Here is a 14898-nt window from a genome sequence, read left to right on the forward strand (position 1 = left end):
GAAGTCAGTGAGTGGTCGAGTCAGGACGACCACTGCGGGGGACCACACCCATCATCCTCACTGTGAGCTGGGGATTACGCCGTACTTGATGAGTTCTCTTTCGACCAGGTGGAGGTCTTGCTGGCCGGGGAGGGCGTCGATCTTGGCGTCGACCTTGCGGACTTCGGCCAGGCCCTGCTCGCCGCCGTACAGATAGCCGAGCATGTGTTTGACTTCGACGGGCGGCATGATTGTCGAGCCGACGATTCCCCAGCCCACTGAGAGGGCGAACCGGGCGATCTTTTGGGCCTTCTTGCTTCGGAGGAGTCGGTCGCGGGCTTGGCTGTTGTAGAAGGCGACGTGGCGGGTTTCTTGTTTGGCGATCCGCTTGAGGATCTCGGTCAGGACCGGGTGGCGCTCGGCCTGGATCAGGCGGGTGTACGCCGAATGGGCGCACCACTCGTTGATCGCACCCCAGGCCATGTGAGTTGCGACGAAGTCCTCGCCGATGACGTTCGCCAGCAATGATTGCCGGACCGGCGCCAGGCGGTCCCGCCAGCCGAGGCGGGAGCGGACCGCGCGGGTGTGTTCGGGACCGGTGGGGACGCCGTGCCCCTCGAGGACCTCGTCGAGCACTTCGCCGTGCCAGTACTCCTCGACGTTCCACATCGTCAGGAAGACGGTCACCTCGGGGTCGGCGTGCGACGGCGTGACGAGCAGGTCGCGCAGGTAACAGACGGTGTGGGTCTCCACGTCGCTCATGTAGCTGAGGCATCGGAGCGCGTCATTGGACAATGGCTGGGTCTCGAACGTGGACATGTCGAGGTCGTCCCAGCGGATGCGGGTCGAAGTCTGGGCGTAGTGATCGATGTCGAAGCTCACAGACATCCTTCGGCACACTAAGGCGATCGGATGGTCGCAATCCGACGACTGACAACGAGCGTACGACCTGCCGCCGACCGTCCGCCACGAACTCCTCCGGCAGCGTCCTGCCACCTCAACCAGCCACACATCCGACGCTGTTGGTACGAACAGCGATGGACACGCGCCCACCGATAGGTGCGTGCACCGAGCGGCGGACCGGTGGGGCGACGGGGGCGTGGACCAGTTGCGCGCACCGGAGGGCGGCGGCGGGCTGCGGGTCGGTCGGGGCGCACCGTGGGGCGGTGGACCGGTGGTGGCGCCGCACTGGCGGGCGGATCGGTCGGGGCGTACCGCGACGCGGTGGACCGGTGGTAGCGCGCATTGGCTGGCGTGGACGGGTGGGGCGCACCCGGGCGGTGGACCGACGCCGATGAGTGTCGGGGCGATGGGCGCGCGGACTGGCGGGCCTTCGCGTCGGCCGGGCAGGCGTATCCGAGGGTGGCGGGCACCGGAGTACGGCGGGCCAGTGGGGACGCGCACCAGCAGGGGCGCGCACCGACGGGCTTTGGGCCGATGGGCGCGCGAACTGGAGGGCGGCGGACGGGTGAGTGCGCGCACCAACAGGCGCTCACCGATGGGAGCCGGCCCGATCGGCCTTCGCGCCGGCCGGGCAGTCCCAGCCGTGGCACACGCTTGCAGGTGTTGGGCTTAGCGAGGTGAGGCCGTGGTGGTGAGGTGGTGGCGGGCTTTGGTGGTTAGGTGTTGGACTGTGGGGTCTGTGTCGGCGGGGAGGGCGTCGATGGGGAACCAGGCTACGTCGTGGGATTCCTCGCTGACGACGTAGTTGGTGGCGGCGGTTGCGGTGACTAGGAACTGGACGTCGAGGTGGAATGTGCCGGCGCAACCGCCTGCCAGGATCTGGTGGCGGGAGAGTTGGAGTGCGGCCGGGGCGATCGTCAGGTCGGGTAGGCCTGATTCCTCAGTGGATTCGCGGAGGGCGGCGCCGGCCAGGGTGGTGTCGCCGGGTTCGCAGTGGCCGCCGAGCTGGAGCCAGCGGCCGACTGTCTTGTGCAGGGTCAGGAGGATGCGCGTCCCAGAACCGTCGACTACTAGAGAGCTCGCCGTAATGTGTTCCGGGCGGCAGCTTCGCCACATGCCGTCCGGGTGCTGCGCCAGATGCTGCAGGTAGTGCTGGCGCAGCATCTCCTGTTCAGCATCGGGCGCAGTCCAGTTCTCCAGCGTCGCTACCGCATCACCATGAAGCACCCGGCAAGTCTCCACCATCCGTCGCTCGGGCTGGGGTGGTGCGTCCTACTTGCCGTCGTCGCCCTGGGTGGGCGGCTGGTCCGACGGGCCCTCGTCCGGGAGGAAGTCGGTGATGTCGATGTCGGCCAGCTCGCCGGCGTGCTGGGCGAAGCCGATCGGGTCATCGAGGTCGGCGGCGCTGGGGAGCAGATCGGGGTGCGACCACAGTTCGTCGCGTCCCTCGACACCCCGGGCGTCGCGCACCGCGGCCCACAGGTTCGCCGCGTCACGGAGCCGGCGCGGCCGCAGCTGGAGTCCGACCAGCGTGGCGAACGTCTGCTCCGCCGGCCCACCAGCGGCACGACGCCGTCGTACCGTCTCGGCGAGCTGAACGGCGGACGGCATCCGGTCCTTGGTCGCCTGCCGTACGACGTCGTCCACCCAGCCCTCGACCAGCGCGAGGGCGGTCTCGAGCCGGACCAGGGCTGCCTTCTGCTGCTCCGAATCCTCGGGCTCGAACAGGCCGCCCGCGAGCGCCTCCTGCATGGCCTCCGGGTTCTGCGGGTCGATGTCGGCCATCGCGCTCTCGATCTTGGAGGTGTCCACCTCGATGCCCGCGGCGTAGTCCGCCACCGCGGCCAGCACGTGCTGCCGCAGCCACGGCACGCCCGCGTACAGCCGCTGGTGTGCGACCTCGCGCAGAGCCAGGTAGAGCCGCACGTCCTCATCGGTCAACCCCAGGCCCTCGGCGAACTTGGCGACGTTGTCCGGGAGCAGGATGGCCTGACCGGTCGGACCGAGCGGCAGGCCGATGTCGGACGAGCTCACGACCTCGCCGGCCAGCTCGCCAAGCGCCTGACCCACCTGCGCGCCGAAGACCGAACCGCCTAGCTGGCGCAACATGCCGGCCATCGGCCCCGCGAACTGCTGAGCCTCGGCGGGGAGGGCGTTGCCCATCGCTCCGGCGACATGCTCGGCGACCGGGTCGACGATCGTCTGCCACACGGGCAGCGTGTTCTCGACCCATTCCGCGCGGCTCCAGGCCGCGGAGGTGGCAGACACTTCCGGCAGCGTGGTCGCCTCGTCGAGCCAGTGCTCGGCCAGGCGGACGGCGTCCGATACCCGATCGGTGTCCGCAGGCGTGATCGACCGGTCTCCGGCGGCGGAGACGGTCTTGCGCGCGATGTCCTTGGCCAGGTCCCAGTTCACCGGCTTTCCGTCGGTGGAACCGCTCAGCAGCTGCTGGACCTGGGCGAAGATCGCGTTCAGGTCCGGGGTGCCGCCCGCGCCGGCCGCGCCGGAGAACTGCTGGAACATGGCCTCGAACGGAGTTCCCTTGAACGGGTTGTCCGGTTCGTCGCTCATCGGAGTGGGCCTTCCTGTGCGGGTGGGGCGTACAACTCCAACGTACTGGTTCCACCCATCAGTTCCGCCCCCGGCGAACGCTTTACCGCTCCAGTTCGCCCCGGGCAGAGCCGCCGCCCGCCCGTAGGCGGCGTGGGGCGTGGGTAGGTGAGCGAGGCAACAGTCTCGCGGGGTGCGCATCGCGACACGGACAGCAGCCCCGAGGTACGCCGCGGCCTGGTCTGGCGCGGGTACGCCGGCAGGCGGCCGAATGGGTGGAAATGGGAGGGGATGTGCGGGTCTGGACGGGCGGGAGGGAGAATCGGGTGAATGAGGGATGGTTCGGGGTAGGTGTGCGGGCGGGGCAATGCTGGGAATGAGGATTGGATGAGCGACACGATCAGGCTGCTGGACATCCGCGAGGATGCACTGTCCAGCGACGAGGTGCTGGCTGCTGTCGCAGACCCGACCGCTGGTGGGACCGCTCTCTTCATCGGGACCGTGCGCAATCACGATCAGGCCAAGCCGGTCGATCGCCTCAGCTATGAGGCTCACCCGGACGCGCTCGACCACCTGCGGACGGTCGCGGAGCGTATCTGCGCGGACCCCGCGGTGACCGCTCTGGCCGCCGTACACCGGACCGGAGACCTCAAGATCGGGGACACCGCGGTGATCGTGGCCGTGGCCGCTGCGCACCGTGATGTGGCGTTCGCCGCGTGCCGACGGTTGATCGACGATCTCAAGGCCGAGGTCCCGATTTGGAAACACCAGCACTTCACCGACGGTGCCAGCGAGTGGGTCGGCGCTCACTGACACGTACGCTGGGCGCATGAAGGTGGCCGGATGAAGGTTTTGGCGTGGCTGGCGTTCCCGCTGGTCGCCACGCTGCTGGCGATGTGCTGGGCGGCGTGGCGTGGGCGGAGCCGTGGTCCGCGCCGGTCCGGTGGCGCCTTCGCATCGGTCGACGACTTCCGTCGTTTCAACGAGGCAATCGCCGCCCCCGGACCCCGCGCGACGCCTGAACGCCGCCGCGGCCTCGGCCGCCGCGCCGACACACCGTCCACCAAGATCGCAGGGCAGGGTTCGTGACACGTCGTACCGCCACATTGGTCACCTCGATCGTCGTGCTTGTCATCTCGCTCGGACTGGTCACCGCCTTCCCGGTGCCGTTCGTCTCGTTCAGCCCCGGGCCGGTCAAGGACACCCTGGGCACGACGAAGAACAAGCCGGTCATCGAGATCAGCAACCACCAGACCTTTCCGACGACCGGGCAGCTCGACTTGACCACAGTGTCGGTCACCTCGCCGGACCGGCAGCTGACCCTGCCGCAGGCGATGCGGAACTGGCTCGACCCACACCACGACCTGTTCCCCCGCGACATCATCTATCCGCCGGACCAGAGCGCGGACCAGGTCGAGCAGCAGAACACCGCGGAGATGACCGGCTCGCAGGACAGCGCGATCGCGGCCGCTCTGCAGGCGGCGAAGGTCCCCTACCACGCGAAGGTCTCGACGGTCGCGAAGGACACTCCGGCCGACGGCAAGCTGAAGCCCGGTGACATCGTGCTGGCCGTCGACGGCCAGACGGTGACGCAGGTCCCGCAGGTCGGCGACTTCGTCCGCGAGCACAAGGTCGGCGAGAACGTCGTCTTCCTGATCCAACGCGGTGGGGCCGAGCAGACCGTGCAACTGAAGACCGCGGCCACTCCGGGCGAGCCGACCCGTCCGATGGTCGGTATCACCATCGGCGTCGAGTCGCCGGTCAAGGTGACGGTTAACCTCGGCCAGGACATCGGCGGCCCGAGTGCGGGTACGGCGTTCGCACTGGCCATCTACGACAAACTGACACCAGGCCCGCTGCTGGACGGCAAACATGTCGCCGGCACCGGCACGATCGACGCGCTCGGCCAGGTCGGCGCGATCGGCGGCATTCAGCAGAAGATCGCCGGCGCCAAGAACGACGGTGCCACGGTGTTCCTGGTCCCGGCTCCGAACTGCGCGGCGGCACTGCACGCCGATGTGAAGGGCATCCAGTTGGTGAAGATCACCACCCTGAGCGACGCGATCGCTGCATTGCAGGCGGTCACCGGCGGAAAGGGGAATGTCCCCGCATGCACATCCTGAGTCACCTGTACGCACCGGCCAGCCGAAGTGGAGATCTGCCGGCATGGATTCCGTAGGCACTCTTCCTCCTGACGCGCTCAGTCGCGCAGTGATCGAGATCGAGAAGCACGTGAGCAGCGCGGGCTGGGACCAGCCCGCGCAGTTGTTCGCGCTGGTCCCGACCGAGGAACTGCTCCGCGCCGAGCCCCAGCTGGCCGCGGAACTCGGCACCGAGGATGCGTCCCAGCCCCTGACCCCGGTTGCCCAGGGTGAGCTGCCCGGCGTTCTCGAGGACGAGCACCTGGCCGACGCGCTGGCCCGGATCGAATGGCCTGACGGCGTGACCGGTTGTGCGCTCGCGATCGAGCGGATCGTCCTGCCGGCCTCCGCCGAGACCGGCCTCTCCAGCGTCGAGTCCGATGCCGAACTCGCCCGGATGGCCGGCAGCGACCCACGCCGGCACGAGGTCCGGATGGTCGCCGCGGTGCTCCGCGAGGGCGACCGGTTCGGCGCCGTCCGGCTGCGCTCGCACGACGAGGACGGCGCTGTGCTGACCGGCACGGACTTGGTCCCCACGCTTTGCGAAGTACTGTCATTGACATTCGAACCTTCGGTCGGCAGCCGGCCGGGCCGGGGTCCTGGGGTCGACGGCATGAGTGACGACGAGGAGAAGCGACGATGAGTGACGGCGTCTACGACATGCCGGAGGAGCCGCGGCGGACGCGGCGAACATCTGGAGGACGTCCCCGGGCCCTCCTGCCGACGATCGCCACGCTGATCGTCCTGCTGATCCTCTTCAGCGTCTTCACCGATGTCTGGACCCAGCGGCTCTGGTACCGCTCGGTCGATCTTGGCTCCGTTTTCAGCACCGTGCTCGGGACCCGGGTGCTGCTGTTCTTCGTGGTCGGTCTGCTGATGGCGACCGCGGTCGTTGCGAACATCGTGATCGCCTTCCGCACCCGGCCGCGGGTCGCCCTCGCACCGTCGCCCAGCCCCGGCTTCGAGCGGTACGGCGATCTGCTGCAGCAGCGCGGGAAGATCGCCATCGGCGTGGTCGCGACCCTCATGCTCGTGTTCGGCGGCTCGGCCGCGTCGGGGGAGTGGAAGGTCTTCCTGGCCTGGCGGAACCGGACTCCGTTCGGCGTCACCGACAAGCACTTCAACAAGGACATCGCGTTCTTCGTCTTCGACTACCCGTGGCTGCGCGTGCTGCTCGGCTTCGGCTACTCGATCGTGCTGCTCTCGCTCGTCGCCGCGATCATCACCCACTACCTGTACGGCGGTTTCCGTCCGTCCGCGAAGGGCCAGAAGGCTTCCGGCGCGGCGCAGGTGCAGTTCTCGGTGCTGCTCGGTCTGCTCGTCCTGCTCAAGGCGTTCAGCTACTGGCTGGACCGGTTCGGCCTGACGACCTCGGACAGCAGACTGTTCACAGGTATCTCCTACACCGGTGACAACGCTGTCCTGCCCAGCAAGGAGATCCTGGCTGTCATCGCGGTGCTGTGCGCCGGCCTGTTCTTTGCCAATGTGGTCCGTAGGACCTGGTTGCTGCCCGGCGTGGGCACGGTCGTGCTGATCCTGTCGGCGATCCTGCTCGGTGCCCTGTGGCCGGCCGCGCTGCAGCAGTTGCGGGTTCGTCCGAGCGAGCCGGTGCGCGAGGCGCCGTACATCACCAAGAACATCGAGGCGACGCGCCAGGCGTACGGCCTGGAGAACACCAAGGTCATCAACTACGCCGCGACGACGACGGCGAAGCCGTCCGAGCTGCTCGCTGACACCGAGGTGCTGCCCGGGATCCGGCTGATCGACCCGACCGTGGTCGGTCCGACCTTCGAGCAGTTGCAGCAGGTCCGTGGCTTCTACTCGTTCCCGACCGATCTCGACGTCGACCGGTACAAGATCGGCGACAAGGTCAACGACACCGTGATCGCGGTCCGCGAGGTACAGGTCGACCGGTTGCCGGCCGGCCAGCGCAACTGGAACAACGACCACACCGTCTACACCCACGGGTACGGCGTCGTCGCCGCCAACGGCAACCAGCGCGCCGCCGACGGTACGCCGGTGTGGTCGGAGAAGGACCTGCCGCCGACCGGCGACCTCGGCGACTACGAACCGCGGATCTACTTCGGCGAGCAGTCGCCGGACTATTCCATCGTCGGCGGGCCGAAGGGTGGCCAGGCGGTCGAGCTCGACACCCCGGAAGGCAAGAGCGGCGGCGACCCGACGCTGAACACCTACCAGGGCAAGGGCGGTGTCCCGATCGGCTCCTTCGGCAACCGGTTGCTCTACGCAACAAAGTTCCGGGACGCGAACCTGCTGCTGTCCAGCCGGGTGAACACCGACTCGAAGATCCTCTACGACCGCAGTCCGCGGGAGCGGGTCGAGAAGGCGGCGCCGTGGCTCACGCCGGACGGCGACCCGTACCCGGCGATCGTCGACGGCCAGGTCGTCTGGATCGTCGACGGCTACACCACCTCGGCGAACTACCCGTACTCCGAGAAGGTCGCCCTGGACGACAGCACCCGGGACACCACGACCGGCCGCGGCACCATCGCGCAGCAGCCGAGCGAGCAGATCAACTACATCCGCAACTCGGTCAAGGCCGTCGTCAACGCGTACGACGGATCGGTCCAGCTGTACGCCTGGGACGAGAGCGACCCCGTCCTGAAGACCTGGATGAAGGCGTTCCCCGGCACGGTCAAGCCGCGCTCGGACATCTCGCCGCAGCTGATGTTGCACCTGCGTTACCCCGAGGACATGTTCAAGGTCCAGCGCGACCTGCTGGCCAAGTACCACGTGACGGATGCCGGCACCTGGTACCAGAACAGCGACCTGTGGCGCGTCCCGGCCGACCCCACTGCGGTGTCGGCCGGCAGCGACTCGTCCGCTCAAATCAAACAACCTCCCTTCTATCTCTCGTTGCGGATGCCCGGTCAGACCGATCCGAAGTTCTCCCTGACGTCTGTGTACGTGCCGAACGCCGAACGCGAGAACCTGACGGCGTTCATGGCTGTCGATTCCGAGGCCTCGTCGCCGGACTACGGTCAGTTCCGGATCCTTCGATTGCCGGGGAACCTGCAGATACCCGGTCCAGGACAGGTCTTCAACAAGTTCCAGACCGACGACGGCATCAGAACGGCGCTGCTGCCGATCAACCAGCCGACCAGCGGCGCTAGAGCCCAGTTCGGCAACTTGCTGACGCTGCCGCTCGGTGGTGGCCTGCTCTATGTCCAGCCCGTGTACTCGGTCCGGACCAGTGGACCCGGTAGTTATCCGGTGCTCCGGTATGTGCTGGTCTCCTTCGGTGATCGGGTCGCCTTCGGCGCGACGCTGACTGAAGCGTTGAACAAGGTGTTCAACACCAGCGTCGATACCGGTGAGCAACCCCCCGGTTCGAAGACGCCGACATCGCCGGTGAACCCGACGGTCAAGCAGGCGCTGGCCGAGGCACAAGCCGCGTACACGGCTGCCCAGGCTGCCCTGAAGGCGGGCAACCTGGCCGAATACCAGGTTCAGGTCAACAACATGAAGAACGCGATCGACAGGGCGGTGGCAGCCGGAGCCACGCCCACCACTCCGGCGCCGACCGGGACACCGACGACGACGCCGTCCGGAACCCCGGCGCCACCATCGGGTCCGTCGGCGTCACCGACTGGCTGATCCACAGGGTGCTCCCCGGGGCGGCGACACCGACACCAGTCGGCGTCGCCGCCCCATTTCGTTGCCCAGAGCACCGGTGTCGTGCGGGTTGCCTACGACATCACGTCTCCGGATGGAAGCCGGCAGCCGTGTCGAGAACGTCCTCGTCGGTGAACCGGTCGTGGTCGATCGTGACCTCGGCCGCTACCCCCGGCGCGACGAAGTAGAACACCTCGTCCCCCGTGAACAGGCCGTCGTACCCACCGACCTTGACCGAGGTCAGCTCCCAGCTGTCCGGATCCTTCTCCTCGTACTCGATCAGGAAGGTCTTCAGCGCCTCGAGGTCGGTGAGCTTCTCCCCGCGGAGCGTCTTCACGGTCAGATCGACCTTGAACGCGCCCTCCGGATCCGGGCCGGTCTCCCAGACCCGGCTGTGGAAGCTCACGTCCTCCCACTCGTACTCGAAGTCGCTCGGCGTACCGATGCCGTCGGGTAGGTGCTCGATCACGAAGCCGTCCAAGGTGCATGCCCTTTGCTCAGTCGATGGAGGTGCGACGGAGTACCCCGGCTCGATCGCGCTCGCCGCCGTCGCGGTGGTCGTCCAGGCGCCGAGTGAGGCGAGGACGACCGCGCTCCCGATCACGATACGACGGGTCGACGGCACGACTCGGGAACGAAGGGAAGAACGCGACATGGCTGCCTCCTGGAACCGCGACGCCCCGCCTGCTGCGAAACGCCTTCTTGCCCAAGAAGATGCAGCGATCACCGCGCCGCCCGGCCGACGAATTCGAACCTGTGGACAACCCGGCCCGTTCAGTACCCGATCAGTCGGTGCAGCCGATGGAACGTCTGCCGGAACCCCAACTTCGGCCACGTACGAGACGACAGCAGGTTCGTCACCCGCCAGTCGGTCACCACAGACGTGTACCCGGTATCCGCCGACCACTGCAGCACAGCCTCACCCAACGCCCGCCCCGCGCCCAGCCCTCGAGCGGCCGGCAGTACGGCGGCGAACCCGAGGAAGCCGGCGTTGTCCGGCCGAGCCAGCCCAGTGTGGCTACTGGACTTCTCCAACGAACACCCGATCGACGACCCGATCACCTGACCGTTGTACTCGGCAACGAAAGTCGCATAGTCCTGGTCGTCGATCGACTCCTCCCAGTCCGCCAGCGCTTCCTCGAGCGTGGGCATGTCCCCGGCGGAGAACACCGGCGAGAGCCCCTGGTGCTGAGGCAGTACCAGATCCAGCTCCGCGAGTACGGCGATGTCCTCGCGCACCGCCCGTCGTACGACGAGATCCCGCGGCGGAAGTGGTGTGCTCAGCGCCGGCTGGATCGCGTGGGCATGCTGCGAGCCGAAGCCGAGCCGGAACCACGCGTCGATCAGCTCCGCGTCGTCGGGCACCAGCACGTAGTGCGCGATACGGCCGTCGTCCACCCACTTGGTGGCCGCGGCGGCGTACAGATCACGGATGTGTTCAGGCTCACGTACGGCGTGGCCCGCGGACTCGACCCAGATGTTCGGACCCCACACGGGCGATGTCTTGGGGGCGGCCAGCAGATAGCCGGTCACCTCGTCGCCTTCGGTCAGCACCGCACCGGATGCGCTCTCGCTCTCCCACACCGCGGTGACCTCGAGCAGGGCGAGTTGCTCGTCCTCATACTCGGCGGGGAGCAGAGGATGACGCTTACGGTGGTCCTTGTGCCGCTGCGCGAGCAGACCGGCGGCCGCACGCAGATCCGCCTCCTCGAACGGCCGGATGACGTGTCTCGACATACCCGGACGGTACGCCGCTCGCCCGCCGCTGACACGTGCTTATCGCTGTGCCGGAGCCACACCGGGACCCGATTTGGTTGCTCAGCCCCGATCCTCTAAACTAGAGACACAACGACGCGGGGTGGAGCAGCTCGGTAGCTCGCTGGGCTCATAACCCAGAGGTCGCAGGTTCAAATCCTGCCCCCGCTACGGAAGAAGGCCCGGACCATCAGGTCCGGGCCTTCGCTTTGCCGTCTAGGTTCTGACCTGCGGGGTCTTCACGTCAATCCGGTCTGGTCAGGCCAGCGCCTTGGTCTTGAGGGAGTCGTACTCCGCCTGCGTGATCGTTCCGGAATCGAGCAAGTCTTTGGCGCGTGCAATCTCGTCGGCCGGGCTCTTGGAAGTGCTTGCGACCTCCTGGATGTACTTCTCCTGCGCGGCCTGCTGCTGCGCGAACGCCTTCTGCTGCCGATCGCTCATGCTCCGGCCTCGAACGATGAGGTAGATCAGCGCCCCCAGCCACGGTACGAAGATGAGCAGGATCGCCCATCCGGCCTTTGCCCAACCGCTGAGCGAGTGGTCGCTGAACAGGTCCCACAGGCATCGGAACCACACCATCAGTGCGGCGATCCAGATGAAGAACCAGAAGCTCCACAGGAGCACTTCCCCGAAGTCATTCGTCATTGCGTCCATGGCCATTCCCTCCCAGACACGAGGGCACGCGACGCCCGTGAGCGCCGCGTACCCAACAAATTCACAAAGTCACCATCGCAACGACGCGGCCAAAACGCTAGCTCCTCGCCCGGCGAGTCGGACTGTGAACGGCCTTCCGGCGACTGCCAGTTCCACCTGCCGACGAAACGGACCTACTGGGGCCGATGTGGCCACGTCCGGAACCGTCTGCGAGCACCGCGGGGTGCGCCCCGTTCTGTTCGGGTGGAGGGTTTTCTGCCGGTTTGGGGAGGGTTTTCCTCCCGGACCGGGCAGAACCCTCCCCGGACCAGACACAGACCCCACCGAACCCCACCGGCCAGTGGACGGTTGCGTGAGCCTCGGCCGGCCGTACGCGAACACGTCCTGTCGAAAAGTCCGCTGTACGGCGACCGCACCCACCCGCAGTACCACCACCCTCACCCACACATCAGTCAGAAGAGCCGGATATCCGCACGAGTGGTGCCCTGTGGAGCGACCGGCTCGGGCATCCGAGTGCTTCGCTTTGTGGGGTCGGGGAGTTGCGGTGGGTACTGGTTGGGTATCTGCCCGACTCCCGCTAAGGAGCACCCGATGTTCGCGATCATCGCTGCCGTCATCTTCGGTCTTTCGCTCATCCTCGACTGGGCCAACGTTCGAGCCAGCGACGCGTTCACACCACAAACACTGCTCACCGCTGGTCTGCTGTGTGTCGCACTGCACCTGGCCGGCGTCGGCACCTCAGGCCGCTGGGGCCGGCGCCGCTGACAACTGCTGATCGACCAAGCGCCCGGCTCACACGAGCCGGGCGCTTCGTCAATCAGCGCCGAGCAGGGTGCGAAGGCCGGACCGTGTCGGATAGTAGATTTACCTCTTGCATAGGAAAGTGGTGGCCGCTACCGTCGGAGGATGACCAAGAAACTGACGAATGACGCGCATCGGCACCTTGGCATCATGCCCGCATACCCGTTCTACGGTGGGCCTCCCGTGAACCCGGACACCCTGGCGCGGGCGACGGTCGGTGAGCTGATCGAGGATCTCGACCGGGAGGGTGCCGAGCGTGCGCTCGTGCTGCCCAACTACGGCGTACCTGACGCGTCAGTCTCGTTCGGATTCAACCCGCTGGTCATCGAGGCGGCGGCCAAGGACGATCGGATCAGCTGTGGGCTGTGGGTGTCGCCGCGGCCGCAGGACGCCGAACTCACCACGTCGGCTCTCGCCCTGGCCGGCGAGCCGGGCGTCGTCGCCCTGAAGACCAGCTTCCTGCTGGGTGGTGCAGTGGAGGACCCGGAGTGTGCTCCGCAGCTCGAGCAGATCTTCAGCACCGCTCGCGAGCGCGGCCTCGTCGTCCACGTTCACACCTCGCCCGGCGCGGCGTCCGACATCGACCAGATCGGCAAGCTGGTCGACCGGTACGGCGACGACGTCAAGATCCACCTCGTGCACTTCGGTGGTGGCATGAGCGGGCACATCAAGCTGATCAACGAGCGGTTCTTCAGCTGGATCGAGGCTGGTAAGCAGGTCTATACCGATACCAGTTGGGCGATCGGCTTCGCGCCGCGCTGGCTGGTCCGCGAGATCGAGCGGCGCGGGATCGGCCATGACCGGGTGCTCTTCGCGAGCGACGAGCCGTGGGGCGACTACGTCGGCGAGGTCGCCCGCCTCCGCGACGCGGCCGGCGACGGCGAACTGGCCGACCTCCTCCTCCGCGACAACTTCACCACCCTGTACGGCTCCTGACCTACTGCCTCAGCCAAATGACGGCACCTGGCTCAACACGCGGGCTTGGGCCGGCCGGTTCGGCTGATCAAGGGGACACGTTCGAGGTGAAGTGGTCGCCTCTGTGGAGTGGGGTTTGCGAGTGGAACCGGTTGTTGACGGTGGTGTTCCGGAGCAGGACCGCAGACGTGGTCAGGCCTGGGGTGTACCGGGCGGCGTCGAGCTGAGGCCGGTTCTGGATCTGCAGGTGCAGGTGTGGCTCGTCGGTGTTGCCTGAGTTGCCGACCTGGGCGATGGGCTGACCGGCGTGGACCCGGTCGCCGACCGAGACCTGCAGGCTGTTCTGCCGCAGATGGGCGAGTACGACGTACCTCCCAGCGCCGATGTCGACGACCAGGACATTGCCCTCCGGGTGGTGGATGTCAACAGTTCCGACAGGCTCGTCGCGGAGTGTGCTGGTTGCTGCGGTGATCACACCGTCGCCAGGGGACAGCACCGACTCGCCGAACGCGTAGTAGTCCTCCAGATTGTGTCCGGCGCCGGCGTGGGTGCTGTTGTCGCGCACCTTGAGGATGTCCACCGCGTCTCGCTGGTTCGCCGCGATGTGGTGGTAGTTGACCAGTTCGGCGTTACCCCCGTGCCCGACGTACCACTCGCCGACCAGCGGTGAGTCGATGTCTACACCGTCGCTCGCCGGCCGGTAGGTGATCACGAGCTGGGTGGCGAGGAAGACGGAGCCAATGGCGACCAGTGCATTCGTCGCCGCGAAGGTGCGGCGCCAGGGCAGCAGGACGGCGGTTGCCGGCAGTGCGACCATCCCGGCGATGAAGATCGGATAGCCGTTGCCGAAGTCCGCACGCAGTACGTCGTACGTACCCGGCAGGACCGTCAGTGCGACGAGAGTCCAGAACACCAGCTGATTGACGGACAGACGACGGCCGGTGCCGATCCGCCGGTGCCGCAGCCTCGACACGATGAGGACAGGCACCACCAGGTAGACCAATGCGACCAGCCCTAGGAACGTGATGCCGCTGGTGAAGCACACCGCACCGACTACCAGGCCAGTCACCGCGAGCAGGACGGTACGCCGGGTTACGTCGAAGCGAGGCGCCGGTCCGTCGATCCGAGTCAATGCGAGCGGTAAAGCGATCACGACGAGAGCTATGACAAGCAGTCCGTCGAAAGCGACATCCGGGCTGCCGGGCAGCGCGAGCAGGGCCTGCGTCAGGACCGGCACGAGCGCCAGCACCGTGCAACCGGCGACAACGGCTGCGCCGATCACAATGTTGCGCCGGCCGAGTCCAACGTGGCCGGTGTCCGACGTGGCGAGCGAGGCAAGCAGGAGCCCCGTCACGCCGAGGGCGACAGGAACGGGCGCGACGCCGAGAAGCAGGAGCGCTATGGCGATGCCGACGCCACCGAGGATGAGGGCCGTACGAACGCTGCGGCGTTGACGCTGTGGAGAAGCAGTAGAGGTTGTCATATCCCGACGGTCGCCGTCGTGGTGTCCCGTCAGCCAGGGGACCTGCTCCCAGGTCGTAGTCGGGACCTGGCTCCCGTGCAT

Annotated in this window: 14 protein-coding genes and 1 tRNA gene; 8 read left to right on the top strand and 7 right to left on the bottom strand. The window is 67.2% G+C overall.

Annotation, left to right across the window (positions count from 1 at the left end):
• Positions 1-57: 57 nt before the first annotated feature.
• The 3 genes from ACXC9Q_RS35595 to ACXC9Q_RS35605 form a co-directional block, all read right to left on the bottom strand.
• Positions 58-861, bottom strand: a complete 804-nt coding sequence (locus ACXC9Q_RS35595; protein ID WP_457061036.1) for a ferritin-like domain-containing protein — start codon at positions 859-861, stop codon at positions 58-60.
• Positions 862-1551: 690 nt separating this feature from the next.
• Positions 1552-2109, bottom strand: coding sequence for an NUDIX hydrolase (locus ACXC9Q_RS35600; protein WP_457061037.1), 558 nt, complete (start codon positions 2107-2109; stop codon positions 1552-1554).
• Positions 2110-2154: 45 nt separating this feature from the next.
• Positions 2155-3453: a zinc-dependent metalloprotease gene (locus ACXC9Q_RS35605; RefSeq protein ID WP_329480953.1), complete on the bottom strand. Its 1299-nt coding sequence runs from the start codon at positions 3451-3453 to the stop codon at positions 2155-2157.
• Between the two features lie 366 nt (positions 3454-3819).
• Between ACXC9Q_RS35605 and ACXC9Q_RS35610 the strand changes: the two genes are divergently transcribed.
• The 5 genes from ACXC9Q_RS35610 (at position 3820) to ACXC9Q_RS35630 (ending at position 9191) form a co-directional block, all read left to right on the top strand.
• Positions 3820-4245: a molybdenum cofactor biosynthesis protein MoaE gene (locus ACXC9Q_RS35610; RefSeq protein ID WP_457061038.1), complete on the top strand. Its 426-nt coding sequence runs from the start codon at positions 3820-3822 to the stop codon at positions 4243-4245.
• 30 nt (positions 4246-4275) lie between these two features.
• A complete protein-coding gene (locus ACXC9Q_RS35615) occupies positions 4276-4521 on the top strand; it encodes a hypothetical protein (protein ID WP_457061039.1) in 246 nt (81 codons plus the stop codon).
• Positions 4518-5555, top strand: a complete 1038-nt coding sequence (locus ACXC9Q_RS35620; RefSeq protein WP_457061040.1) for a YlbL family protein — start codon at positions 4518-4520, stop codon at positions 5553-5555. Before ACXC9Q_RS35615 ends, ACXC9Q_RS35620 begins: the two co-directional genes overlap by 4 nt.
• 88 nt (positions 5556-5643) lie before the next feature.
• Positions 5644-6216 carry a PPA1309 family protein gene (locus tag ACXC9Q_RS35625; protein ID WP_457061041.1) on the top strand — a complete coding sequence of 191 codons (573 nt, stop codon included), beginning with the start codon at positions 5644-5646 and terminating at the stop codon, positions 6214-6216.
• Positions 6213-9191, top strand: a complete 2979-nt coding sequence (locus ACXC9Q_RS35630) for a UPF0182 family membrane protein (RefSeq protein ID WP_457061042.1) — start codon at positions 6213-6215, stop codon at positions 9189-9191. Before ACXC9Q_RS35625 ends, ACXC9Q_RS35630 begins: the two co-directional genes overlap by 4 nt.
• Before the next feature lie 100 nt (positions 9192-9291).
• Here the strand turns inward: ACXC9Q_RS35630 and ACXC9Q_RS35635 are convergent, their stop codons facing one another.
• Together ACXC9Q_RS35635 and ACXC9Q_RS35640 are read right to left on the bottom strand one after the other, a co-directional pair.
• Entirely contained in the window at positions 9292-9864 is a 573-nt protein-coding gene (locus tag ACXC9Q_RS35635; protein WP_457061043.1) for a hypothetical protein, read from the bottom strand.
• Between the two features lie 119 nt (positions 9865-9983).
• Positions 9984-10946 carry an N-acetyltransferase family protein gene (locus ACXC9Q_RS35640; protein WP_457061044.1) on the bottom strand — a complete coding sequence of 321 codons (963 nt, stop codon included), beginning with the start codon at positions 10944-10946 and terminating at the stop codon, positions 9984-9986.
• Between the two features lie 115 nt (positions 10947-11061).
• On the opposite strand from ACXC9Q_RS35640, the gene ACXC9Q_RS35645 reads away from it, so the two are divergent.
• A tRNA-Met gene (locus ACXC9Q_RS35645) sits at positions 11062-11135 on the top strand.
• An 87-nt stretch (positions 11136-11222) separates the two neighbouring features.
• On the opposite strand, the gene ACXC9Q_RS35650 is transcribed toward ACXC9Q_RS35645, so the two are convergent.
• On the bottom strand, positions 11223-11618 hold the full coding sequence (locus ACXC9Q_RS35650) for an SHOCT domain-containing protein (RefSeq protein WP_457061045.1): 396 nt from the start codon (positions 11616-11618) through the stop codon (positions 11223-11225).
• A 591-nt stretch (positions 11619-12209) separates the two neighbouring features.
• Here ACXC9Q_RS35650 and ACXC9Q_RS35655 point away from each other — a divergent pair.
• Both ACXC9Q_RS35655 and ACXC9Q_RS35660 read left to right on the top strand, forming a co-directional pair.
• Positions 12210-12383 carry a hypothetical protein gene (locus tag ACXC9Q_RS35655; protein WP_457061046.1) on the top strand — a complete coding sequence of 58 codons (174 nt, stop codon included), beginning with the start codon at positions 12210-12212 and terminating at the stop codon, positions 12381-12383.
• Between the two features lie 141 nt (positions 12384-12524).
• Complete coding sequence (locus ACXC9Q_RS35660; protein ID WP_457061047.1) at positions 12525-13355, top strand: amidohydrolase family protein; 831 nt, start codon at positions 12525-12527, stop codon at positions 13353-13355.
• A gap of 67 nt (positions 13356-13422) precedes the next feature.
• Here ACXC9Q_RS35660 and ACXC9Q_RS35665 read toward each other — a convergent pair whose 3' ends face one another.
• Positions 13423-14817 (bottom strand): peptidoglycan DD-metalloendopeptidase family protein, encoded by a 1395-nt coding sequence (locus ACXC9Q_RS35665; protein WP_457061048.1) that lies wholly within the window; start codon positions 14815-14817, stop codon positions 13423-13425.
• Between the last annotated feature and the right edge of the window lie 81 nt (positions 14818-14898).

This window comes from Kribbella sp. CWNU-51 (assembly GCF_054073265.1).

Bases quoted from the DNA above. Each gene is read 5' to 3' on its own strand.
- ACXC9Q_RS35650 (WP_457061045.1), bottom strand. From the start codon at position 11,618: ATGGACGCAATGACGAATGACTTCGGGGAAGTGCTCCTGTGGAGCTTC.
- ACXC9Q_RS35660 (WP_457061047.1), top strand. From the start codon at position 12,525: ATGACCAAGAAACTGACGAATGACGCGCATCGGCACCTTGGCATCATG.
- ACXC9Q_RS35615 (WP_457061039.1), top strand. From the start codon at position 4,276: ATGAAGGTTTTGGCGTGGCTGGCGTTCCCGCTGGTCGCCACGCTGCTG.
- ACXC9Q_RS35640 (WP_457061044.1), bottom strand. From the start codon at position 10,946: ATGTCGAGACACGTCATCCGGCCGTTCGAGGAGGCGGATCTGCGTGCG.
- ACXC9Q_RS35610 (WP_457061038.1), top strand. From the start codon at position 3,820: ATGAGCGACACGATCAGGCTGCTGGACATCCGCGAGGATGCACTGTCC.
- ACXC9Q_RS35655 (WP_457061046.1), top strand. From the start codon at position 12,210: ATGTTCGCGATCATCGCTGCCGTCATCTTCGGTCTTTCGCTCATCCTC.
- ACXC9Q_RS35635 (WP_457061043.1), bottom strand. From the start codon at position 9,864: ATGTCGCGTTCTTCCCTTCGTTCCCGAGTCGTGCCGTCGACCCGTCGT.
- ACXC9Q_RS35605 (WP_329480953.1), bottom strand. From the start codon at position 3,453: ATGAGCGACGAACCGGACAACCCGTTCAAGGGAACTCCGTTCGAGGCC.
- ACXC9Q_RS35665 (WP_457061048.1), bottom strand. From the start codon at position 14,817: ATGACAACCTCTACTGCTTCTCCACAGCGTCAACGCCGCAGCGTTCGT.
- ACXC9Q_RS35630 (WP_457061042.1), top strand. From the start codon at position 6,213: ATGAGTGACGGCGTCTACGACATGCCGGAGGAGCCGCGGCGGACGCGG.